16 protein-coding genes are annotated in these 23,652 nt (G+C 50.4%); 7 read left to right on the forward strand and 9 right to left on the reverse strand.

Features of this window, described 5'->3' with window-relative positions:
* Window positions 1-679 precede the first annotated feature (679 nt).
* Window positions 680-1,144: a hypothetical protein gene (locus tag ACYZZ0_RS05130; RefSeq protein WP_461535516.1), complete on the forward strand. Its 465-nt coding sequence runs from the start codon at window positions 680-682 to the stop codon at window positions 1,142-1,144.
* A gap of 591 nt (window positions 1,145-1,735) precedes the next feature.
* Window positions 1,736-2,716, forward strand: a complete 981-nt coding sequence (locus tag ACYZZ0_RS05135; RefSeq protein WP_461535517.1) for a polyprenyl synthetase family protein — start codon at window positions 1,736-1,738, stop codon at window positions 2,714-2,716.
* 66 nt (window positions 2,717-2,782) lie between these two features.
* Here ACYZZ0_RS05135 and ACYZZ0_RS05140 read toward each other — a convergent pair whose 3' ends face one another.
* Window positions 2,783-3,010, reverse strand: a complete 228-nt coding sequence (locus tag ACYZZ0_RS05140) for a DUF2789 family protein (protein WP_461535518.1) — start codon at window positions 3,008-3,010, stop codon at window positions 2,783-2,785.
* 322 nt (window positions 3,011-3,332) lie between these two features.
* On the opposite strand from ACYZZ0_RS05140, the gene ACYZZ0_RS05145 reads away from it, so the two are divergent.
* The gene (locus tag ACYZZ0_RS05145) at window positions 3,333-4,403 is read left to right on the forward strand and encodes a GIY-YIG nuclease family protein (RefSeq protein ID WP_461535519.1); all 1,071 of its coding nucleotides are present in this window, start codon (window positions 3,333-3,335) and stop codon (window positions 4,401-4,403) included.
* Window positions 4,404-4,473: 70 nt separating this feature from the next.
* On the opposite strand, the gene ACYZZ0_RS05150 is transcribed toward ACYZZ0_RS05145, so the two are convergent.
* From ACYZZ0_RS05150 to gorA, 3 genes are all read right to left on the reverse strand, one after another.
* Window positions 4,474-5,805 (reverse strand): Na+/H+ antiporter family protein, encoded by a 1,332-nt coding sequence (locus ACYZZ0_RS05150; RefSeq protein ID WP_461535520.1) that lies wholly within the window; start codon window positions 5,803-5,805, stop codon window positions 4,474-4,476.
* A 170-nt stretch (window positions 5,806-5,975) separates the two neighbouring features.
* Entirely contained in the window at window positions 5,976-6,893 is a 918-nt protein-coding gene (locus tag ACYZZ0_RS05155; protein WP_461535521.1) for a hypothetical protein, read from the reverse strand.
* Between the two features lie 121 nt (window positions 6,894-7,014).
* Window positions 7,015-8,364, reverse strand: coding sequence for a glutathione-disulfide reductase (gene gorA, locus ACYZZ0_RS05160; RefSeq protein WP_461535522.1), 1,350 nt, complete (start codon window positions 8,362-8,364; stop codon window positions 7,015-7,017).
* 149 nt (window positions 8,365-8,513) lie between these two features.
* Here gorA and ACYZZ0_RS05165 point away from each other — a divergent pair, with 149 nt between their 5' ends.
* Both ACYZZ0_RS05165 and ACYZZ0_RS05170 read left to right on the forward strand, forming a co-directional pair.
* Window positions 8,514-9,635, forward strand: a complete 1,122-nt coding sequence (locus ACYZZ0_RS05165; protein WP_461535523.1) for a methyltransferase — start codon at window positions 8,514-8,516, stop codon at window positions 9,633-9,635.
* Between the two features lie 281 nt (window positions 9,636-9,916).
* Window positions 9,917-11,590, forward strand: coding sequence for an AMP-binding protein (locus ACYZZ0_RS05170; protein ID WP_461535524.1), 1,674 nt, complete (start codon window positions 9,917-9,919; stop codon window positions 11,588-11,590).
* 15 nt (window positions 11,591-11,605) lie between these two features.
* Here ACYZZ0_RS05170 and ACYZZ0_RS05175 read toward each other — a convergent pair whose 3' ends face one another.
* The gene (locus tag ACYZZ0_RS05175) at window positions 11,606-13,291 is read right to left on the reverse strand and encodes an ATP-binding cassette domain-containing protein (RefSeq protein ID WP_461535525.1); all 1,686 of its coding nucleotides are present in this window, start codon (window positions 13,289-13,291) and stop codon (window positions 11,606-11,608) included.
* A gap of 382 nt (window positions 13,292-13,673) precedes the next feature.
* Here ACYZZ0_RS05175 and ACYZZ0_RS05180 point away from each other — a divergent pair, with 382 nt between their 5' ends.
* Entirely contained in the window at window positions 13,674-14,183 is a 510-nt protein-coding gene (locus tag ACYZZ0_RS05180; protein WP_461535526.1) for a shikimate kinase, read from the forward strand.
* Between the two features lie 53 nt (window positions 14,184-14,236).
* Here the strand turns inward: ACYZZ0_RS05180 and ACYZZ0_RS05185 are convergent, their stop codons facing one another.
* The 4 genes from ACYZZ0_RS05185 to ACYZZ0_RS05200 all read right to left on the reverse strand — a co-directional run bounded on the left by ACYZZ0_RS05185 (window position 14,237) and on the right by ACYZZ0_RS05200 (window position 20,368).
* Entirely contained in the window at window positions 14,237-15,301 is a 1,065-nt protein-coding gene (locus tag ACYZZ0_RS05185) for a Leu/Phe/Val dehydrogenase (RefSeq protein ID WP_461535527.1), read from the reverse strand.
* Window positions 15,302-15,361: 60 nt separating this feature from the next.
* The gene (locus tag ACYZZ0_RS05190; RefSeq protein ID WP_461535528.1) at window positions 15,362-18,877 is read right to left on the reverse strand and encodes an indolepyruvate ferredoxin oxidoreductase family protein; all 3,516 of its coding nucleotides are present in this window, start codon (window positions 18,875-18,877) and stop codon (window positions 15,362-15,364) included.
* Between the two features lie 417 nt (window positions 18,878-19,294).
* Complete coding sequence (locus tag ACYZZ0_RS05195) at window positions 19,295-20,092, reverse strand: acyl-CoA thioesterase (protein WP_461535529.1); 798 nt, start codon at window positions 20,090-20,092, stop codon at window positions 19,295-19,297.
* Between the two features lie 42 nt (window positions 20,093-20,134).
* Window positions 20,135-20,368 carry a YheU family protein gene (locus ACYZZ0_RS05200; protein WP_461535530.1) on the reverse strand — a complete coding sequence of 78 codons (234 nt, stop codon included), beginning with the start codon at window positions 20,366-20,368 and terminating at the stop codon, window positions 20,135-20,137.
* 443 nt (window positions 20,369-20,811) lie between these two features.
* Between ACYZZ0_RS05200 and ACYZZ0_RS05205 the strand changes: the two genes are divergently transcribed.
* Window positions 20,812-23,652 (forward strand): insulinase family protein, encoded by a 2,841-nt coding sequence (locus ACYZZ0_RS05205; RefSeq protein ID WP_461535531.1) that lies wholly within the window; start codon window positions 20,812-20,814, stop codon window positions 23,650-23,652.

A 23,652-nucleotide genomic window follows, 5' to 3' on the forward strand; every position in this document is an offset into this window, starting at 1 on the left:
GAAAGTCTACTGCCCGATGGTGTTCGCTGGTGCAATTGCTGTTGGAATTGACCGAGACTTGTCATCTGGTGTTCATCAACAGAGCACATAGTAACTTTAGTTTTGTAATCGCACGCTCCGGCGACTTCTCCCCCTTCGCTTCCGCTCGTTGTCAGCCCAAAAGTTGCTATGTGTACAAAGCTGTCTTCTGTAGCAGTGGGTACGGCTGGCTTGAATGTTAAAATGAAAGCAATGACTGATGCTGATGCAGATGTAAATTCAAAATCAGACGTCAGAGACGCAGATGATCCACCGGATCTTTTTTGCTCATATAACTGAGATTCCATGGTGGCAAGGCTGGGATTAACCCAGCCAACAGAGAGGTAGAGGGGTACGTCTTTATCCCCTTCAACTACAGCAATCCTATGGGTCGATGCCGCAGGAAGCGCATCAAGTTTAAATTCACATGAAAAGCTTGCATGCCGCAAAATCCATGGTTCAAGCAGGCTGCTTTCCGAACGCTGCAGGCTTTTTATTCCTGTTTTGGTTTTTCTCCTGATATCAATGCTGGTGATGATACACCTTGCCCTGGCTGATGCTCTTTTATCCTTGTCAATTATTTCTACTTTTCGAATAACCATCAGACGGACATTCAAGCTATCCATTCTAATGACCATTGGTTCTGCCGAATCAGTCGGCAATGTCATCAGTACTGGCTTGTTTTCACAATCATCCAGTTGTTTCAGTATTCTGGAACCATAACCCTGAGCCGTTCTGTGATGCTCTACCAGCGCATACTCTTTCAAACAATCTGGTAACGGTGTGCTTTCTGAAACGGGCCTGGAACCCATTACCAGAAACACAACAGAGCCACACTCCTTTTTTTCAGGGTCAGGTGCCCACTCAACCTGGAAAGGTGAAAATAAGCCTGCTGTTTTATGGGGTGACAGCGCAATATAATCACCTGAATCATAAGAAAAACTTCGAATCAGGGTGTCATCCTCGATCCCGAAAATACAGGTTGACCTTTTTTTTGCAGCCTTCCTGGACATCATTGATGCCTCGAAAAACGCGGTATTATGAGCAAGTGATGGAAACAGCCATTGCAGCATCGAGCTATGAAACTTGCACCTTGCTTTCGATACAGCTTGTGCCGCACCTGTAAACTGCTGCTGCTGCTCAAAGTCCGCCTTCGTCCAGCAGTAATTTCTGTCCGTTGTTGAGCCTCGACTTAAAGTCGCATACTCCTCTGCTCCAGGCAGCGTTGTTTTTGGTGGCCAGAACACTTTGTGAGTAGCATTCCAACGCTGCTTTGGCTTGAGCTGTACAACGGCATAGCTACTATTATTGAAGCCAATCAAGATCAAAATCAGAGCAAGTAATTTCCTCATGCTCATGTCAGGCAGGCCCTGTCTTTATTTTCGGAAGTAAATATGGACGAAAGTCTAGTTCACTAACTTTCAAGTCTCGCTGCTTGCAATGTAGTAGAAATACTTTCTCCATTTTTCTTTTGTGCTTTTGAAATAAAAACTGTTCTGATTTATTTGATTAAATAATTATTCTTAATGTGCCAATGTGATGCTTCTTTATTCCAAACTGCCTCCCGCTTAACAAACAGATGTATCCGCGTCTGCTTCTGCCGGGTTAAATCGTTACAATCAGGCAATACCTGATAAGCATGCTTGTATGCTTGACACCTACAGCACCGCCCCCTACGATGCGGCGAGACAATAACGCTCATGGTCTGGAGACCTTCATGCCCGCACGCGCAAGCGTTCAAGCACTGTTTGACCCGGTTGCCGGGGATTTTTCCGCTGTTAATGACTATATAAAAGAGCGCCTTGCATCTGATGTCGGGCTTGTTCAGACCATCAGCCACTACATTGTGCAAAGTGGAGGCAAGCGGCTGCGTCCGTTGCTGGTGCTTCTGGCCGCCCGGGCATGCGGTTATCAGGGCAATAAACATATCCACCTTGCTGCTTCAATTGAATTTCTGCATACCGCAACATTGCTGCACGATGATGTTGTTGATACCTCGGACCTTCGCCGCGGCCGCTCTACTGCCAATGCCAAATGGGGCAATGCTCCCAGTGTACTGGTAGGTGATTTCCTTCATTCCCGTGCATTTCAGATGATGGTCTCCATCGGTGATATGCCTGTCATGGAAGTACTTGCCCATGCCACCTGCGTTATTGCAGAGGGTGAAGTCCAGCAATTGATGAATATCCGGGATGCCAGCATTACTGAAGAGTGCTACATGGAGGTAATCCGCAGCAAAACGGCGATGCTGTTTGAAGCTTCATCCCAAACCGCAGCTCTGTTGAGTGATGTATCCAGCGAACTGACTGAGGACATGCGCCAGTATGGCAATCATCTCGGGCTGGCATTTCAGCTGGTTGATGATGCGCTGGACTACACCGGAAACAGTGAAGAACTGGGAAAAAATGTAGGCGATGATCTGGAGGAGGGCAAACCGACCCTGCCTCTGATTCAGGCCATGAAGTGCGGTACTGAAGAACAGAAAACTCTGGTCCGTCAGGCCATTCAGCAAGGTGGCCGGGAACATTTTGAAGCAGTGATCGAAGCCGTTCGGGAAAGTGGCGCGCTGGATTACACCACAGCCAAAGCCCGCTATCACGCTGAAATGGCTGCCGGTTATCTGAATCGTCTGGAAGAGTCTCCATATAAGGATGCTTTGCTCGAATTAACTCGGTTTGCAGTGGCCCGCACCAACTAACGTGCGCTTGATCGCACCCTCAATTCCTCAATAGAGTTATTGCCGTGCACTGATACCTTGCAGGTATCAGTGCAGCATACTGTTCAATTCCTCGATTACTGGCGCCCAGTCAGCATCCTCTTTCCACGCATCCTCCAGAAACTTTGCCTGCGCCGACGACCACCACAATGCTTCCTGTAGTCGCTGACCAGAAGGCAGATGATGGGTATTCACGAAATCGGCAATTGCCTTCTCACTCGCTGGCATACCCAGCTGCAGGAACAGATTTGTCAGGTTGTGGGCAATAATTTCCATCTTCCCCTCCTTCATACACGTTACATGACGTTAAAGATTTCAGCTTCAACTGTTCGGGACAGCGCTAAACTAGGGACACAATCATGGAAGTTAACCATTTTCGTCAATTACGGACGAAGGCAGCCTGTTTTCCGCCTTACGGATCAGTATAATGGCCGGCTTTCGTCGTCATGCCAGTTTTTTTCCACAGTTCACTCCCTCCTGAGTCAACTGTTTGCCTTGCTGTGGTTTGCTGTTTCAGAAACCACGCCGGCACCCGGAAGCTGAACGACCATGACGATGTAGTATCCTTCGCCCGTTCGCAGAAAGTTAAGGTGCAGCCTTGATTATCTTTACCATAACCAACAAGGTTACCGGCCAGGTTTATGTCGGTTCGACCCGTAACGACCTCGAATGTCAGTGGGCCAAAATTCAGGCCGCGACTGAACAGGGGCTGGACTTCCCGCTTTACCGGGCTATTCGCACCCATGGTGAAGATGCCTTCGATGTAGAAGAGTGGGACCGTGCAGAAGACCGGCAGGAACTGCTGGAGCTTGAAGAAGAAGCTATTGAGCGGCTGGGTGCTATCAGCCTGCGGGGACACAAAACCAGTACGGTTGTGATTCGCCCCAAGAAAAAGGTTCGCAAGCGCAAGAGCGCAGCGGATAAGGAAGTAGCCTTCCTGTTGGCTCAGATTCAGTCTGAAGATGCAACTGTTGATGACTTGCCGCCGCCAACAAATCTGTCTTCTCCCAAGACTGATGATGAGAATCAGGACACGGCTCCGAAAGGGCAGGTCATCAAGAAAGCTCAGCAGCCGGAAGCTACAGCTGCAGTCAGTAAACCTGTCGCTTCTCCTGTTGCCGGCACCAAACCTGCTGCTGTCTCTCAAGCCAGACCGGTTCAACAGCCTCAGCAGGAGAAAAGTGTCCCGGCTCAGGCGACAGCTGTAGCTGCAGAGGCTGCGGCTAAATCTCAGGGCTCAACCAGCAGTGCTCGGGTTGAGTTGCCGGAAATTAATCTGGACAGTGATATCAGCAGTCAGCTGGCTGCCATTCAGGCTGCTGCCGATGCAGTGCTGGCGGGTAACTCCGGCGCAGCAAGTTCGCTCTCCATGCTGGACAAGCAACCTGCAGCCAAGCCGGAAGCTACCATTGCTGAAATAAAGCCTCAGGTTCAACAGCCTCAACCAGAGCCGGAGCCCGAGATTGATGAACGTACCCGTCGAATGATGGATGCGGTTAAACGACACAGGCAGCAAATAGCACAGCATTCACCGGAAACAGACAAGCAGGAGCAGAACAAGCTGGCCGTATTGCTGGCTGATATGGACACGCGCGCACAGGAAATGACTCAGGCTGCAAATAATGCAACCGAAGGTACTCTGTCATTGATTACTGCCAACGCGGCGTAAACTCCAGAGACAGATAAAAAAACGGGCGCTCGATAAGCGCCCGTTTTTTTATCTGCTGAAAACCTTGCTTCTACAACACCATGGCAGCAAGCCAGCCGAATGCAATTAATGGCAGGTTATAGTGCAGAAAGCTGGGTACTACGGAATCCCAGATATGGTTGTGCTGTCCATCAACATTCAAACCAACAGTGGGCCCCAGTGTGGAATCCGATGCAGGAGAGCCTGCATCACCAAGTACACCCGCCGTTCCTACCAAAGCAACAATAGCCATGGTTGAAAAGTCCATCGCCGTTGCCAAAGGCACATAAATCGCACTGAGAATTGGAACAGTTGAAAAGGCTGAGCCAATCCCCATCGTGACCAGCAGTCCTACCAGCAACATCACCAGTGCTGCCAACGCCTGATTACCGCCCATCAGACTGACCGACGTTTCCACCAGCGAAGTGATATGGCCAGTCTGTTTCAGTACTTCAGAGAAGCCTGAGGCAGTGATCATAATAAAGCCAACCATTGCCATCATTGCCATGCCCTGATTAAAGACCGAATCAGACTCACGAGGCTTTATCACGCCCCCCAGCATAAACAACAGAAACCCTGCCAAAGCCCCCATCACCAGTGACCCTGTACCCAGTTGAATTACAAAGGCCAGAACAATAGCTGTAACCGCAATCCAGATGGCTTTGCTGCTGGCAACCGAGGTCAGGTCATCCTGTTCAACCGCATGAATTTTATCAACTTCATAGTGCCTTTTACCGCGGTAGCTGAAACAGATAGCAATCATCAGCCCGGCAACCATACCGGCGGTAGGTAGCAACATTGCCTGTGGCAGGCTGATATCACTGATATCCAGTCCGTTCTGCCACAACTGAACTGCCAGCACATCATTCAGAAAGATACCGCCAAAACCGATGGGCACCAGCATATAGGCCGCCACAATCCCAAAGGTGATAGTACAGGCGACCAGACGGCGATCCAGTCCCAGTTCAGCCATCACACTTAATAGCGGCGGTATCAGGACAGGTATAAAAGCGATATGAATCGGGATCAGGTTCTGGGACAGGCAGCTCATTATCAAAATGCCGCCGACCAACCACCACTTGAGCATGGTACTGCCGGAGCCGGAAGCTCGATTGATATTAACCACTCCTACTAATCGACGGGTAATGACTCCAGGTAATCCAGAGCGGGCTATCGCCACGGCCAGCGCTCCCAGCATGGCATAGTTCAGCGCAACTTTACCGCCGCCAAACGCACCACTTTCAAAAGCCGCAATGGTTGCCTGAATGCCCATTCCACCGGTAACACCGCCAACCAGTGCAGCAACAATCAGCGCAATAATGACATTAATCCGGCACAAACTAAGCCCAAGCATGACAATAACTGCCACTACTACAGCATTCATTGGAGATGATTCCTTTTTTGAGCGGACTTATCGCCAGAACATGCTTCGCACACTCACTAAAGGCTGGAAGCGAAACATTTTTGGCTTATGGTTGGTTATTGCCTGCTTTTGACCTGAATCGTACAGAGGGGTTCAACACCACTCTGAATACGTTCGGAGTATTGGATAGACTAGACTATCTGAGCGGTTCTCATTGAGGCTCTCCCTGCCGCCAGCGCCGGACCGAAACCCGGCCACTTGACGTGAATATCCGGCTCAGCCCGAAGTATCTTGCCCTCCGCACTGATCAGATACTTAACCCGAATATGTGCTGCAGCCCCCTTCAGGCGAACCGGAAAGGTATCCCCAGTATGAGACTGATATAACAATGTCTGAATGCCACAATTCTGTTCGAACACATAGTTGCCATCAGGTTTACGGGTAATGTCATAACTCACAAAGTCGTTACCTCCATAAATAATCTGCCCCTGATCTCCCATTTGCTCATTGGTCAGCTGGGTTAAGGCCCACAAAGGGTCAGACTGGGAGCTTTGATTAGCTATGGCCGACAGGGTTCGGACCAGTTCCGGCTTGCGGCCGGCAAAAGCAGAAAGGGTATCTTTTGCCTGCTCCAGCTTTTCATCATTATTACACTGTCCTTCCAAGCATTTGCTGAACTCCATGGAGTCGAATACTTTTTTAGGCTCCGCCCCTCTGGGCTGAACATAAAGCCTGACATCCTGGCGGAAAACATCAGACTCAAATGTTTTGGAGATATGATCTTCACCAAAACTCTGACCTCGGGTGGGGTCATGCAGCCCATGAATCATTTCTCTTTTTAATTTGACGGGAAAGCGGATCGGGTCACCTGAAAGAACCGTGTCGACAGGATGTGTCATCCGGGCAGAACCCAGAGCCGGATTAATATTATTGGTATGACTGATAACCCACTGACTCAGGTTTTTAAAGGCCTTCAATGCCGGGCGCAACATTTTGAAGCGGGGCGTAGTTTCTGCCTGCTCTATTTTCCGCCCGAAGGCTCTGGCCTTGGTGTTTACGCTATAGCTGAAAACCTTTACAACCCGGGATACTGTTGCCGAAACCTGCATATCTGCACCTGAGAGGTTTTACCTCTGTATGCATCGGCCGTGAGACAGAAAGGTGAATGCTCCTGCCGCAAATAAAAAACCCCGGAATAAGTCCGGGGTTATGGGTCAGAAATACGTTTTATCAGTCCGGGGTTCGCATAGTAACGAACTCTTCTGCAGCCGTAGGATGAATTCCGATAGTGGAATCAAATATTGCCTTGGTTGCTCCTGCCTTCAGCGCAACCGCCAGTCCCTGAACAATTTCTCCCGCATCAGCACCGACCATATGACAGCCCAGTACCTTATCGGTTGCCTTATCCACCAGCAGCTTCATAAAGGTTTTTTCATCCCGGCCACTGAGCGTGTGCTTCATATGACGGAAGCGGCTGGTATATACATCAATGTCTGCATACCGTTCTCTTGCCTGCTCCTCTGTCAGGCCGACAGTGGCGATAGACGGCTGGCTGAAAACGGCAGACGGAATATGGTCATAATCAACATTCAGCGGTTCATTGCCAAACAGGTACTTGGCCAGCGCCATACCTTCCGCCAGCGCAACCGGGGTCAGCTGTACCCGGTCAATCACATCACCAACCGCATAAATGCTGGGTACTGAAGTCCGGAAGTGATCATCAACAACAACCGCGCCTTTTGCATTGACTTCAACGCCTGCTTTGTCCAGTCCCAGGTTGTCAATTTTAGGGCGGCGACCCGTGGCATAGAGCACAACATCAGTATTCAGGGTTGAACCATCTTCAAAGGTAACATCCAGAGAACCGTCGTCTTTTTTGTCAATGCTGGCGACATTGGTATTGAAGCGAAGATCAACACCTTTCTTCAGCATCTCTTCTTTCAGGGTCAGGCGCACAGCTTCATCAAATCCGCGCAGGAACAATTCACCACGATAAGCCTGTACAGTTTCTGCACCCAGCCCACTCAGGATGCCGGCAAACTCAACCGCGATATATCCACCACCAACGACCAGTGCCCGCTTCGGGAACTGCTCCAGATAGAACACTTCATTCGAAGTAATAACATGTTCACTGCCCGGGAATTCCGGCACAAACGGCCAGCCACCCGGTGCCAGCAAAATGTGCTCGGCAGTAATTTCACGATCGCCGACTTTTACCGTATTCGGGCCTGTCAGCTCGGCATGACCTTCAACAATATCGACACCGGCATTACCCAGCATATTGCGATAGATACCGTTCAGTCGTTCAATTTCTTTGGTTTTGTTATCGCGCAGTGTCGGCCAGTCAAAACTTGCACCCTCTACAGTCCAGCCAAAGCCTCGGGCATCCTGAAAATCTTCATGGAAGTGAGAGCCGTAAACAAACAGCTTCTTGGGTACACAACCAACATTGACGCAGGTTCCCCCCAGGTAGCGCTCCTCCGCCACACCAACTCTGGCACCCAGACTGGCAGCAATACGGCTGGCCCGGACACCGCCGGAGCCGGCGCCTACTACAAAAAAGTCGTAATCGTATTTCATTTTGGTTTTACCTGTTGCTGTTCCGGCTGTGCAGCAAGAGTGCTGATTTCAGAACAGTGACATCATGCCTGTTATATTGTTTATGGAGACTACACGAACCAAATACAACTGGATATGCTGCTTCTGATAGAATGCACTGATTTACAGTTATGTCCGTTTTTACTACACCTTTTGGATCGCTGAAGCTGGATCGCCTCCCTGTCCGTCGCAAAGAGACTCTGCAGGCCTGGGATGCAGCTGATGAATATCTGTTGGAATTCCTGCACCAGGAAAACCTGTCTCCAGACACGAAAGTTCTGGTTTGTAATGACGCATTCGGTGCCCTCAGCCTTGGACTGAGCAGCTATACCCCAGCGCATTACAGTGACTCATTTATGTCCGAGCAGGCCGTCAGTCATAATGCCCGCCAGAATGATATCCCTGCCACGGCCATTAACTTTATCCCTTCAACCGGAACACCTTCAGGGCTATGGGATATTGTTATTATCAAGCTACCCAAAAACCAGTCATGGTTTCGGGAACAGTTACTACAAATAAAGCCTTATCTGCATGAAAACAGTCGTGTGATCGTGGCTGCTATGGTCAAGCACCTGCCTCATTCAGCGCTGGAGCAGATGGATCAGATCATTGGCCCGGCTACGCTTTCACGGGCAAAGAAAAAAGCCCGGTTGCTGTTTGCTACACCGGATTTAGAAAAAAAAATACCGGTCAGCTCTTACCCAAAAAAGTGGCTGGCTGATTCAACCGGTATCACACTGGTCAACCATGCCAATGTTTTCTCCCGTGACAGTCTCGATATCGGCGGCCGCTTTTTTATGCAGCACCTGCCGCAAGGATTATCCGGCAATATCATTGACCTCGGATGTGGCAATGGTGTGATCGGTATAGCTGCCGCCCGGCAGAATGATGCTCATATCACTTTTGTCGATGAATCCTATATGGCTGTTGCATCAGCTCAGGAAGGCTGGGCGCTGAATACCAATGAACCTGAACGGGCTACTTTCAGGGTTAATGATGGCCTGAAAGGGTTTGAACCTGCCAGTGCTGACTGTGTTCTGTGTAACCCGCCGTTCCATCAGAGCAATACGGTTGGTGATCATATTGCTGTGGGGATGTTTCGTGAGGCACACAAGGTACTCAAGCCCGGCGGGGAGTTCAGAGTTATCGGTAACCGCCACCTTGGCTACCATGTCAAACTGAAAAAGTTGTTCGGTAACTGCAAGGTGCTAACCCAGAATACCAAGTTTGTCATTCTGAGCTGTACCCGATGACAGATACCGGGAGTGGCATCAGAAACCACTCCCTCATCGCTTATTCTGTAATTTTTGTTAATCTATCCCTAGTCACGAAGTAAAGTGCCTGCACAATTGATAAATATCAATCAGCTTTTGCTGCAGGATCACTACCATTCGGGGTTATTTCCCTCCAGACAGGCGCCCGGTTCACCTCTGTAGCTGTGAAAGTTTCGCCCTGATTATGGCTATATTTTTACTGGCAGCCCGATATGTGAGCGCCTTATAACAAACACCGGTTTCCGAGAGTTATTTCCAGCATGCAAACCCGACAGCAGAACGACGAACAATCTGCATCCATGATTACCAGAGGACTGGAACAATACGACACCATTCTGGATGTCATGAATGAATCGTTCACCAATTACGCCAGCAACCCGGCTTTCACCAACCTGGGGCACACCCTCAGCTTTGCTGATGTATCTCACCTCAGTGCCCGCTTTGCTGCATGGATTCAAAATAAGACCGACCTGGTTCCGGGCGATCGTATTATTATCCAGATGCCCAACCTGCTTCAGTATCCGATCGTGGTACTGGGTGCCCTGCGTGCCGGACTGGTCGTGGTCAATACCAATCCGCTTTATACCGCCCGCGAACTGGAACACCAGATTAACGACAGCGGTGCAAAAGCCATGATTGTCTTGGCCAATATGGCCAATGTGGCTCAGGATGTTCTGCCCAGAACCAGCGTTCGTCATGTCATTGTCACTGAAGTCGGCGATATGCTGCCGATGGTCAAGCGCTTCCTGGTTAACAATATCGTCAAGCATGTGAAGAAGATGGTGCCGGAGTTCAACCTGCCCGGATCCGTGCCCTTGACCCGGGTTATGAAAGAAGGTGCTGATCTGATGTGCAAGGATCATCAGGCCAAACCGGACGATATAGCCCTGCTGCAATACACCGGCGGCACCACCGGCGTTGCCAAGGGTGCCATGCTGACCCATCGCAATATCATTGCCAATATGCTGCAGACCACGGTGATGACCGAGCATCTGACACCCGGTCAGGAAACCATGGTGGCTCCTCTGCCGCTGTACCATATCTATTCCTTTACTGTGAACTGTATGGTCAGCATGCTGCTGGGTTTCCATAACCTGCTGATTACCAATCCACGTGATATGTCGTCTTTTATTCGGGATATCAGCAAGACCCGTTTCTCACTGTTTGTCGGCCTCAATACCCTGTTCGCCGGATTGCTGCGACATCCGCGCTTTAAAGAGCTGGATTTCAGTAATATGAAAGTCACCTTCTCTGGCGGTATGGCACTTCAGCGCAGTGTTGCCAACGACTGGCAGCAAGTGACCGGTTGCAAGATCTGTGAAGGTTTTGGCATGACCGAAACATCACCCATTATCAGTGCCAACCGTCCGGAAGATGTTCATCTGGGTACTGTCGGTCTGCCTCTGCCGGCTACAGAAGTACGACTGGTTGATGAAGAAGGCAATGTTGTTTCCGGACCGGAAGCTGTTGGCGAACTTTGCGTAAAAGGCCCGCAGGTGATGAAAGGCTACTGGAAACGTCCGGAAGCCACCGCTGATATTCTGGATCAGGACGGCTGGCTCAGAACCGGGGATGTTGCCCAGATCAGCGATGAGGGCTTTATCCGTATTGTCGATCGCAAGAAAGATATGATCGTCGTATCCGGCTTTAATGTGTATCCCAATGAGCTGGAAGATGTGCTGGCTCATCATCCGGGCGTACATCAGTGTGCAGCGATCGGTATTCCCAGCAATAAAACCGGTGAAGCGATCAAGCTGTTTATTGTGCGCAATCGGGAAGATATGACTGAAGAAGAGATCATGAAGTACCTGCGCAAGCACCTTACTGGCTACAAGGTACCGCGCCTGATTGAATTCCGTGACTCCCTGCCCACCTCACCGGTCGGCAAGGTGCTGAAACGGGAACTGCGGGCGGAAGAACTGGGACAGTCTTAACCCCAACAGACCGTGCTAAAACCCGTACCGGCTGGTGTGAATCACATCAGCCGGTACATCTGCCCTGGGTACTGCAGCAAGTAATCGCCGGGTATAACCTTGCTGGGGATGCTGCAATATTGTTTGAGCCGGCCCCTGCTCAATAATATGACCATTTTTCACTACCGCTACCCGGTGAGCCAATTGTGGAATAGCCGCCAGATCATGGGTAATAAACAGGTAGGATGTGTCGTTGCTTTGCTGCAGCTCTGTCAGCAATTCCAGAATCTGCGCCCTCGCATGTGTATCCAGTGCTCTGGTGGGTTCATCACAAATCACCAGCTCCGGTTCTACTGCCAGTGCACGAATAATGGCCACTCTTTGCCGTTCCCCTTCCGATAGTTCATGGGGGTAGTAGTGACGACATTCCGGTTCCAATCCGGCACGGCTCAATAAGTATTCTATTCGTTCAAGACGTTTCTGAGGTGAACGCTCTGTTCCAAGGCTGATCATTCCCTCTTCAATGATATTCCCGACCTTCATCCGCGGGTTCATTGCAGCTCCGGATGTCTGAAATATCATCTGAATCTTCGCACGCAGTGGCCTCATCTTTCGCCGCGACAGATTGTCTATACGCCTGCCGTCTAAATAGACTTCACCATGCGCCAGGTTCTCCAGCTTCAGAATGGCCCTGCCAATCGTTGACTTGCCACAACCGGACTGCCCTATCAGCGCCAGCGCTTCCCCCCGATGAATATTAAAGCTGATGTTGCGAACGGCTTTGGCATATTCGCGCCGCCACTGAAAAAAACGACGACGCAGGGGAAAGTTGACATCCAGCTCGCTAACCTTGAGTAACGGCGCAACAGCGGCATCATCATTAGTTATTTCTTCCAGCCATTGCTGGTCTTCAACAGGGTTTGAAGTTCTGCTGATCAGCTGCTGACTGTACTCATGCTGCGCATAGCGGAAGAAGGTTTCACACAGGGTTTGCTCTATGACCTTTCCCTGCTGCAACACAGTCACTCGATCAGCTGTCTGCCGGACAACCCCCAAGTCACGGGTAATCAGCAACACGGCTAGCTGGCGATAGCGTGCCAACTGGCGAATCAGTTTCAGGACCTTTTGACGATTGATGTTATCCATGGAAGAAGCAGGCTCATCGGCAATCAGCACTTCACTTTCACAGGCCAGTGCCATGGCAATCTGGGCCTTTTGTAGCTGACCACTAGAGAGTTGGTGAGGATACCAGTCAATTCGCTGTTCCGGCTGCGGCATGCCTACTTCCTGCAGCAGCTCCAAAACCGGTTCCCGGCACTCACTCTTTTTTTTCCCGGCATGTAACTGCAGTGCATCAGTAATTTGACGACCAATGGTTTGCACCGGATTCAATGCCAGATGGGCATCCTGGAAGATCATGGCCACCCGCTTGCCCCGAATAGCACTCAGCGTGTTTTCAGGCAGATCAAAAAGGTTAACTTTTCCTTCACCGGGATGATTAACAAAAATCTTTCCTGCATTGATTTTCAGCCCTTCCGGCAGCAATCGAAGTGCACAGAGAGCAGCAACCGATTTGCCACTACCTGAGTCACCAATCAAGGCATGCACTTCACCGGATTTCAGTACCAGGGAGAAATCATCCAGAATGCGTTTTTCCGGGTCATTGCTCGCAACAACGCCCAGATTTTCAAACGACAAGACCGGCCATCTTTCCTTGATCATACTGCAATCACTCTCTCCGGGACCTGAAAGCCCAAGGCACTGCCCGTCCACATGAGAAGCAGACCGTCACCGCACCAATACAGGCAAAATGAATACTGACTACTGAAACCCGGAGCGATCAGCTGTTGAAACAACAAAACACCGGGCGGCATACGCTTTACAATGCAAAATAATTGCCAACCAGCCCCGTATTACTGACAGCCACAGAATATATAGGTTACGTCGTTTATTTGAACGCACCCTCCTGTCTATGAGCTTCTGAAACAAGTTTCCGGCGGGAACTATTTTTCACCTGTTTCAGGCTCTGAAAATGCACAGGCAGAGAATCAAAAGAATCGGTGGGGTATAATCCGGCCGCTGGCAGTCAAAGGTACATAACAAGATGAAGAGCAATATCACCCTGATAGGAATGCCCGGTGCCGGAAAAAGCACAATCGGCATTATCCTTGCCAAAAATATGGCCCGCGGTTTTCTTGATACCGATATTTTGATTCAGATAAACCAGCAGCATTCACTGCAGGAGATTCTGGACTCACAGGGATACCTGGCGCTGCGCGATATAGAAGAAAAGGAAATTCTCAAGGTCAATATGCACCATCACATCATCGCGACCGGCGGGTCTGCGGTGTACAGTGATGCGGCAATGACGCATCTGGCACAGGACTCTGTGATCGTGTTTCTGGATGTGGATTTCGAACAGATTCGTCAGCGGATTCACAATTTCGACACCCGTGGTATTGCCCGTGCCGAACATCAAACGCTGGACGATCTGTTTGAGGAGCGGGGAAGGCTCTACCGCAAATATGCCGATATCACGATTGACTGCCGGACACTGCACCAGGAAGAGCTGGCGCTGGAAATTGCCCGACAGGCAAAACCGCTGATGATCTGAGGTTTTATTTTTCCGATATTAAATAAGCCGGCCACACTGGCCGGCGCTGATCATCAGGCAACCATATCCTGATTCAACCGTTCTTCTGCCAGCCGGTTTGCTTCCTGTACAGTAGGAATACCGTCGCGCTCCGAGCGCTCAAATATTTCCGACAGGGTTTCGCCAATACCCTCGATATGCTCTCTGACCCGACCGGACTCATACTGCTCCCGCTCATGGCTGACATCAATAATGCCTCCGGCATTGATGACATAGTCCGGCGCATAAAGAATACCCCGCTGCATCAGGGCTGTTGCATGCCTTTCACTTTTAAGCTGGTTATTGGCCGAGCCGGCAACAATTGACGTGTGAAGCCGGGGAATGGTTTCGTCATTAATCACCGCGCCCATGGCACAGGGGGCGAACACATCCATTTCAGTGGCAAACAAGTCATCCGGCGCTACGGCAGTCACACCAAGCTCATCAATTGCCCGGTCCAGAATATCCCGGTGAATATCACTGACATAAACACTGGCCCCGGCATCTGTCAGGTGACTGGCCAGCCGGTAGCCGACATTGCCCAGTCCCTGAACCGTTACTCTAATTCCATCGAGATCGCTACGATTCATTTTATGTCTGACCGCTGACAGAATGCCGGTATAGACACCCCAGGCTGTAGCCGGTGAAGGATCCCCGTTTCCTGGCTGACCATCAAACCCGATTCGGTCTCTGACACCCGCTACATGTGCAGTCCGGGTGCCTACTTCGCGAATATCCTCAATGGAGGTACCAGAGTCTTCGGCAGTAATATAATGGCCACCCAGCTGCTCAAGGCTGCGCCCAAAGGCATGCAGTAGCTCCGGGGTCTTATCCTTGCGCGGATCACCGATAATGACTGATTTACCCCCACCAAGATGCAGGCCGGCCAGCGCCGATTTATAGGTCATGCCTTTTGAAAGCCTCAGGACATCGGTCAGGGCTTCTTCATCACTGGCATAGGGAAACATACGACAGCCTCCCATTGCTGGCCCCAGTGTGGTGTTATGAATCGCCACTATCGCTTTAAGCCCACTTTCTTCATCAGAGAAAAAAGCAATGTGCTCGTGATTATCAAATTCCTTATGACTGAAAAATTTCATCGCTGACTCCCGTCAATGTGAATGTTCAGTTCCGCATAACAATACAGCCATAGTTACAGTTTAATGGGTTGCCAGAGACTGGCTGTTACCAGTTCGATTCGTGGCGTAACTTATCGTGTCCTTTCGTCTCCGTTGCAGCGGGTTAAGCAACGCCTGTTGGCGAGCTTTTATTGCTTCTGCAGCCTGGTGTTTCACCGGACCATATCCTCTGACCTGTTGTGGTAACGACATCAGCTCAATCATCTGTGCGTAGTTTTCAGCACAGAGGGTGCTGTCCAGGTTTTCCAGCCAGTTCTCATAGTCAGCCAGTAGCTTGCGCTCTAATCGGCGATCCCGGGTATAGCCAAAAGGATCCATTATTGTTCCCCGTAGCACTTTCCCTTGCGCCAGTAACTTCATAACAGGCAAAAGCCAGTGTCCAAAAGTCATTTTTCGTGGGCGGCCGGTTGCCGGGTCAGTTCGGGATATCAATGGAGGTGCCAAGTGGAAATACAGCCGAAAACCCGGCTCAAATTGCTTATCAAGACTTTCCCGGAACTCATTGCTGGATAGCAGCCGAGCCACTTCATATTCATCCTTGTATGCCAGAAGCCGGCTGTACTGTTGGGCCACAGCAAGCGCCAGTTGCTGACCAGGGCCAACTCTTTGTTCTGCTTCAATAACCTTACGTACCTGTTCTTCATAACGCGCTGCCAGCGATTCATCCTGATAGCGAACAAGGTGCTGTTTTTCTGCAGCAATAACCTCTTCCAGTGTGGCTGGTAGAGCTTGATCCCGAACCTGAGGCTCTGCCAACTCACATACACTCAGATAATCGATGGCTGCTTTTCTACCCCAGACAAAAGCCTGTTGGTTAAACTCAACCGCAACTCCGTTAAGCTCTACGGCTTTTATAATGGATGCCGGCTTTAGCGGCAGCCAGCCTTTCTGGCTGGCATATCCCAGCATAAACAAATTGCTGCCAATGGTATCGCCCAGCAGTGACTCAGCCAGACGACTGGCAGCAATAAACTCTGCAGCATCACCACAGGCATTCTTGATTGAAGATTCCATGCCTGATGCCGGATAAGCCAGATCTGGTTGAGACAAAAATGCTGCCGGCATCGCCTCATTATCATTAACAATTGCCCGACTTCGTTCACTGTCCAGTGTCGACATCACTTCCGGAACCGTCGCAACCATCATGTCACAACCCAGCAACAGATCCGTTTGTGAAACAGGAATACGTAAAGAAGTGATTGCATCCTGTGATGATGCAATACGAATATGACTGGAAACAGCACCAAACTTCTGTGCCAATCCCGTTTGATCCAGCAGGGTTGCACCTTTTCCTTCAAGGTAAGCCGCCATGCCCAGAAGTGCACTGACTGTAATCACACCAGTACCACCAATGCCGGTCAGCATAATATTGAAAGGTTCATTACAGGCGGCAATTTCAGGTTCAGGCAGTGGTTGCATATCATTCGAGACAACCGGTTGCGGCTGGCGTAAGGGACTGCCAGTTACAGTGACAAAGCTCGGACAGAAGCCTTCAACACACTGAAAGTCCTTGTTGCATGAAGATTGATCAATTTGCCTTTTACGCCCATGAACTGTTTCCAGTGGTTTCACTGACAGACAATTGGATTGCACGCCACAGTCACCACAGCCTTCACAAACGTCGCTGTTAATCACAACCCGCTTTTGAGGATCATGCATTTCACCCTTTTTACGGCGCCGTCGTTTTTCTGCCGCACAGGTCTGTTCATAAACAATGACTGAAACTCCGCTGCGATCACGCAACTTCTGCTGTACCGCATCCAGTTCCCGCCGGTGGTGCAGGGTTACAGCGTCGACCAGATCCGGTGAGCCGTAGTACTTGTCCGGATCATCACTGACAATGGCAATATGCTGAATACCTTCAGCCCGCAGTTGGTGTGTGATTGAAGGCACATCCAGCACACCATCCACTGACTGACCGCCGGTCATGGCAACCGCATCGTTGTACAGAATCTTATAGGTAATATTGACCCCGGCAGCCTGAGCAGCACGAATAGCCAGCAGACCGGAGTGGAAGTAGGTCCCGTCTCCCAGATTCTGAAACACATGCTCTGTTTCAGTAAACGGCGCCTGACCAATCCAGCTGGCACCTTCTCCACCCATATGAGTAAAGGTATCGGTATTGCGATCCATCCAGGTTGCCATGTAATGACAACCTATTCCGCCCAGCGCCCGGCTGCCTTCCGGCACCTTGGTCGATGTATTGTGAGGACAGCCGGAGCAGAAGTGAGGTGTGCGTTGCAGCGCGGGTATATCTGTCTCTGCCAGAACAGATTGAGCTGCCGACTTCAGCCGGGTATACATTGCAGCTGTAGAAGCATATTTTAACAGTCGCCGGGCCAGGAGCCGGGTAATATCATCTATCGATAACTCAGCATCCGAGCCCAGTTGTTTGCTTCCCTTTTCATCTTTCTTGCCGGTAATCAGCGGGCGATATGGCAGGTCGTAGCACAGTTCTTTCAGCTGGCTTTCCAGCAAGGGTCGCTTCTCTTCAATAACCAGCACTTCTTCAAGCCCGGCAACAAATCCTTCTGCACCTTCAGGCTCCAGAGGCCAGACCATTGCCGGCTTGTAGATTCTCAGCCCAAGTTGCTCACATTCTTTATGCCCCAGCCCCAGATTTTCCAGTACCTGTCGGACATCATTCCAGCTCTTGCCCGCACTGAGAATGCCAATCTTCGGTTCCTGACTGTTATGAGTGATACGATCCAGCTGATTGGCTTTGACGAAGTCTTTTGCTGCCTGCAATCGCCATTCGTGCTGGCGTTTGACCTGTTCTTTCGGTGGGTCCGGCCAGCGAATTGACATCTTACCTTCAGGTATTGGCTCCCGGGGTTGCTTGATATCCAGCTGATCCCTGACCTCGACGACCATGGATGAATCAGCAACATCAGCCACTACCTTGAAACCAATCCAGCACCCGCTGTAGCGGGACAGTGCCCAGCCATACAGGCCAAAATCCAACACCTCCTGAACACTGGCCGGGTAGAACACCGGCATCATCGCATCAATAAAGGCATAATCACTTTGATGCGGCAGGGTTGAAGACTTACAGCCATGATCATCACCGGCTACAGCCAATACACCGCCCAGAGCAGAGGTTCCAGCCGCATTGGCATGCTTGAACACATCTCCACTGCGGTCGACACCAGGCCCCTTGCCATACCAGAGCCCGAATACACCATCGTATCTGGCGCCTTCAAACAGATTTACCTGCTGGGAGCCCCAAACCGCTGTCGCACCAAGATCTTCGTTAACACCTGGGGTAAAAGTAATGTGGTGCTCTTTAAGATAATCTCGCGCCTGCCAGAGCTGCTTATCCAGTCCGCCCAGCGGCGAACCTCGGTAGCCGGAAATAAAACCGGCTGTATTGAAACCCATCTTCTGATCCAGCCGGTACTGATCCAGAGGCAGGCGGGCCAGAGCCTGCACACCATTGATCCAGATCCTGCCTGACTGGCGGGTATATTTATCATCCAGTGAAATATCAGCAGTTTGCCGAGCGGGTACGGAAGGCTGTTCCTGTATATCATTCATAAGCCTGCTCCCTGTTCAGTCTGATAACAGTCTGGCAGATCAACCTGAAAGTCCGACGCACGGACATTAAGCCTGTCCAATACTGCAGTTATCAGAAGATTCAACGGATCAGCGCACTATGCGGATGCGCACGAAAAGGAATAACAGGAAAGACAGGGTGGGCTCTCTGCAACAGGTACAGGAATATTTAACATTGCGGGCTCCTCGGCACAGGGTCACTGTACATATCTTCGCCTCGATCCTGCCGTGCCAATGGCACATTGCAGGTCAGGGCTGATTATTTATTGTTCTACGACTGAAGCACTGCATGACCTCCCTTGTGGGGAGATCTGCATTCAGAACATCAAAAATTGCCGGGAGTGTCAATTTTCGGGGTAGCCGGAACGGCTGAAGAAGATACAGCTGACATTCAGATAATTATGCAAACACCGTTGCCACCTGCCGCCCTGAGGCAACCAGAGAACCACCGGGTTCATAGATTGAATACCCCTGATGGGCATAACCTTCAGCAGCATGATCCACGGTGGTTTCAACATACCACCAACCATTGCTCTCAGCCTTGAGGTCATCAACAATAATATCCAGCATCCAGGTCAGAGAGCTTGTAGGAACCGGTTTATTTACAAAAGTAATGACCGGTGTAGGAGGAATATCAGCAATGGCAATCAAGTGCAGCACAGAAGCCGGCCCGCCATCATTAAATCGGGCCCAGATACCACTTTGGGCTTCACATTTCCCGCTGTAAGGCAGTGAACCTTTTGCCCAGCGCATACTGAAGTTACCAGTGAAGTTCGGTGTTACACCCGGAATAAAAGGCAATGCAACCAGACTCTCTGGATCAGGCAGCTCAGGTCTGAGTGGTGCTTCAACATTAATCACCGAATCCCGGCGAACACCAAAACAGGCATTTACGACGCACCCCACTTCACCATTCTGTGACAGCGAAGCCTGCATATGAGTCACATTCTTACCGGTGCGCAATTGTTGCACTGCAATGGATATTTCACCTTCGCCCACAGGCCCGATAAACGAAACCTGAATGCTGCGTAACGGACGATCATCACCAGATTCCAGCTGCATCGCCCTGACACCCAGCGCTGCCAGCAGCCCCCCAAATGATGCTCTTCCCTGAGACCAGTTTGAAGACATCTCTACAGTGTATCCCTCATCATTGCGGGAAACCTGCTCCATCAGAGCGTCAAAAGTTACTGTCATGCTTGCCTCTTATTTTTCTTTTTTCATTACAGCAAGAACGGGTTATTCACTGTCTTGATGCAGTGCCCTTGCTTCATCTGCCGGCAGAATATTGGTCGATTCAAGCGCAGAATCCCACACAATCATCACTTGCCCGCTTCGCAGTAACTGCATGACCTGATTGATTCGGGACTCAAGGGTCGACTCGTCACCATTATCGGTACCATGACGGGATACAAACTCGGAAATCAGGTTTTCCAGCGTCTCCGATTCAAGTTCCTTCCACGGAATAATCACCTGTAACCTCTCCTTTTTCCGATATCAAAATAAGCTGGCTTACATCTGTTTTTTTCAGCGTTAAGCACTCTGCGGGTGGGCAGCGACCAAAAGTTACCTTAATATCCTGTGCAATAGCAGTGATTTTTCAGTGCCCGGACATTTGCTTTCGAATAATTTGATGTGTGGATTTTTTCATCCTTCAGGCGCAGCGTCGGGAGCGTAGCTGTAGCTACGAGACCAAAGCGGCAACGCAGCAAGGGTGGAAAAAGACGCCGTCAAAATATTTGAAAGTGAGTTTCTAGGTACTTATGTGCAGTTCGGCCATATCCCTCCGCAGGTTGCGGCCTTTGTACACCTGTTTCGCTGCAGGCGCAAACGACCATGATTGATGTTCAGTCCCTTTTCCAATACGTAATAAGTGGCTGATTTCATGGTGACCAGTAATCAAAGACAGGATGGCTATGAAGATTAAGGCGCTCGCCGCCAGTGCTCTGGCTGCTACCCTGGTGCTCAGTGGGTGTGGTATGACAAACCTGCAACAGCAGGAACAAGATCCGGCATTCAAAGCAGCGACTCTGCAAGACGCTGTTGAAGTTATAAAAAGCCCCCAGGATCACCGGGATTATCGCTATATCACTCTGAACAACGGTGTTCAGGTATTACTGATTTCCGATCCGCGCACAGACAAAGCGGCTGCAGCTGTTGATGTAAATACGGGTAGCTTCAATGACCCCGAAGATCGTCTGGGGCTTGCTCACTTTCTCGAGCACATGCTGTTCCTGGGCAATAAGAAATACCCTGAAGTTGACGGTTATTTTGAATATATCCGGGCTAATGGTGGTTCCGCCAATGCGTATACCTCCAGCCTGAGAACCAACTACTTCTTTGATATCAACTCAGGTCAGCTGCAGCCTGCACTGGATCAACTTGCACAGTTTTTTGTGTCCCCAACGCTGGATAAAACCTACGTTGACCGGGAGCGGAATGCTGTCGACTCCGAATACAAGCTGCACGCAAAAAACGACAACTGGCGTTTCAATCTGGCACTGAATAACACAGTCAATCCTGAACACCCAGGCAGCCGCTTCAATATTGGCAACCTGGAAACACTGGATAACAGTGATGGCGATGTCCTGTGGCAGGATCTGGTCGAATTCTACAAGAAGTATTATGTCGGCCCTAATATCAGTGTTGTGGTTTACGGCAAAGAAAACATGGGCACCCTTGAACAATGGGCCCGTGAAGCATTTCAGGACGTTCCTGCCGGTACGAAGGCCAATCAGAAAATTGGTATTCCGCTGTACACCAAAGAACAGCTCGGAGTACGTATCAACCTGATTCCCCTCAAGGAAAAGCGCGAGCTGACACTGGACTTCCCCATGCCCAGCGTCATGCATTATTACGAGCTCAAACCACTCAAATATCTTGGTCGCCTCATTGGCTACGAAGGCAAGGGCAGTTTACACAGCCTGCTGAAGCAAAAAGGCTGGATTAATTCATTGTCTGCCGGTTCTCATGACCAGCCTAATGAATACAGCGAGTTTTCAATCAGCATGGATCTGACCCCAACCGGGCTGGAGCATGTGGATGAAATTACCGCACTGGTATTTGATTACATAGCCCTGATAAAAAAACAGGGCGTCACCCGGCAACTGTTTGATCAAAGTCGTCAAATAGCATCAACCGCATTCCGCTTCCGTGAACCCGGAGACCCACAGCGCACTGTTTCCGGACTGGCTGGACGGATGCACTATTATCCACCAGAACATCTGCTGGATAGCGACTTCCTGTGGACCCGTTTTGACAAGAAGCTGATCGAGAGCCACCTAGATCAGATGACACCTGAGAACCTGCGTCAAATCGTTATTGCTCCCGGGCTGGAGACCGCAAGAGAAGAACAATGGTTTGGCACCCAGTACAGCATTCAGCCTTTGTCTTCTGACCTGATGAGCCGACTGCATAAACCTCAGGTTCATTCGACGCTGACAATCCCTGCAATCAACCCGTTTATTGCCACCTCTCTGGACATCAAACAGAGTGCAACCACAGAGTTCCCGGAAATTCTGACCGACCAGAACGGGCTGAAAGTCTGGTTCAAGCATGATGATACTTTCCGGGTACCACGGGCCGATGTACGGGTTCGATTTACCCGGGAAGGTGCTACTGCTACGCCGCAGGATATGATTCTGCTGTCATTGTACCGCAGTCTGCTGGATCGCAGCCTGAATGAGTATGGTTATCCGGCGCGGGAAGCGGGTCTGAACTACAGCATTGGCTATGACAGCAGTGGCCTGAGCATTTCCCTGTCCGGATATAACGACAAGCAGGGCGAGCTACTGGCTGCCATCATAAAAGCTATCAAAGAGTTTCGGGTTAATCCGGCCCAGTTCCAGCAGGAAAAAAACAAAACCCTGAAGAACCTGAATAACCGCAAATTCAGCCCGCCCTATCGTCAGGTAATGGCGCGGATGCAGCAGACATTGTTCGACCGCTCTTATACCGAGCCCACGCTGATAGCTGCAGCTGAAAGCGTTACGGTTGAGCAGTTGCAGCAATATGCCGCAACATTTTTCCAGGGCGTCAATATTGAAGCATTCTTCCACGGCAACCTGTTGCCGGAAGATGTAAACCGGATGACAGCGACCATTACCAAGGGTCTGGACTGGACACCCGCACCACGTTATGACGACCATATTACCTTGCTGGGTTTGCTTCCAAAGCAAATGATGCAGCAGGAAATGGCGGTTGATCATGACGATTCCGTGTTGATGCGTTATTACCAGAGCAACAAAAAGGACCTGCAGACCCGGGCTCGTTACGCCTTGCTGGGCAAGATGCTGGGTACACCGTTCTTTAATCAGCTCCGCACTGAGCAGCAACTGGGCTACGTCGCCTTTGCGTCCAACTACCTGATTGATAATCAGCCAGGTCTGGTCTTTATGATTCAGTCACCGGTATTGGGACCCGATGGGCTGGGCAAACGCGTTGACGAGTTTGTATTAAAACAGCGTAAAGCCGTCGTCGATCTGACGAAGGCCGAACTGGATGAATACAAACAGGGCCTGATCGGCAGCTTGCTGAAAAAAGATGCCAACCTCGGCGAGCGCTCTGCCCGACTGTGGGGTGATGTGCTGGATACAGAGCATGACTTCAGATTAAGGCAGGAGCTGTCAGAGGCAATCAATAAAGTCTCTGCCGCAGAACTCCTCGAAGCCTATGACCAGGTGTTGATGAGTGATGTGGACAAGCCTCTGACCATCGTCAGTACCGGCAAGGCTCATCAGCAAACCGCAGAAAAATAA

It is taken from the genome of Spongorhabdus nitratireducens, assembly GCA_947387575.1.
Taxonomy (GTDB): domain Bacteria; phylum Pseudomonadota; class Gammaproteobacteria; order Pseudomonadales; family Endozoicomonadaceae; genus CANDOC01.

Coding starts and splice junctions, on each gene's coding strand:
- ACYZZ0_RS05130 (WP_461535516.1), top strand. CDS start 680: ATGTCATCAGTACTGGCTTGTTTTCACAATCATCCAGTTGTTTCAGTA.
- ACYZZ0_RS05135 (WP_461535517.1), top strand. CDS start 1,736: ATGCCCGCACGCGCAAGCGTTCAAGCACTGTTTGACCCGGTTGCCGGG.
- ACYZZ0_RS05140 (WP_461535518.1), bottom strand. CDS start 3,010: ATGGAAATTATTGCCCACAACCTGACAAATCTGTTCCTGCAGCTGGGT.
- ACYZZ0_RS05150 (WP_461535520.1), bottom strand. CDS start 5,805: ATGAATGCTGTAGTAGTGGCAGTTATTGTCATGCTTGGGCTTAGTTTG.
- ACYZZ0_RS05155 (WP_461535521.1), bottom strand. CDS start 6,893: ATGCAGGTTTCGGCAACAGTATCCCGGGTTGTAAAGGTTTTCAGCTAT.
- gorA (WP_461535522.1), bottom strand. CDS start 8,364: ATGAAATACGATTACGACTTTTTTGTAGTAGGCGCCGGCTCCGGCGGT.
- ACYZZ0_RS05165 (WP_461535523.1), top strand. CDS start 8,514: ATGTCCGTTTTTACTACACCTTTTGGATCGCTGAAGCTGGATCGCCTC.
- ACYZZ0_RS05170 (WP_461535524.1), top strand. CDS start 9,917: ATGCAAACCCGACAGCAGAACGACGAACAATCTGCATCCATGATTACC.
- ACYZZ0_RS05175 (WP_461535525.1), bottom strand. CDS start 13,291: ATGATCAAGGAAAGATGGCCGGTCTTGTCGTTTGAAAATCTGGGCGTT.
- ACYZZ0_RS05180 (WP_461535526.1), top strand. CDS start 13,674: ATGAAGAGCAATATCACCCTGATAGGAATGCCCGGTGCCGGAAAAAGC.
- ACYZZ0_RS05185 (WP_461535527.1), bottom strand. CDS start 15,301: ATGAAATTTTTCAGTCATAAGGAATTTGATAATCACGAGCACATTGCT.
- ACYZZ0_RS05190 (WP_461535528.1), bottom strand. CDS start 18,877: ATGAATGATATACAGGAACAGCCTTCCGTACCCGCTCGGCAAACTGCT.
- ACYZZ0_RS05195 (WP_461535529.1), bottom strand. CDS start 20,092: ATGACAGTAACTTTTGACGCTCTGATGGAGCAGGTTTCCCGCAATGAT.
- ACYZZ0_RS05205 (WP_461535531.1), top strand. CDS start 20,812: ATGAAGATTAAGGCGCTCGCCGCCAGTGCTCTGGCTGCTACCCTGGTG.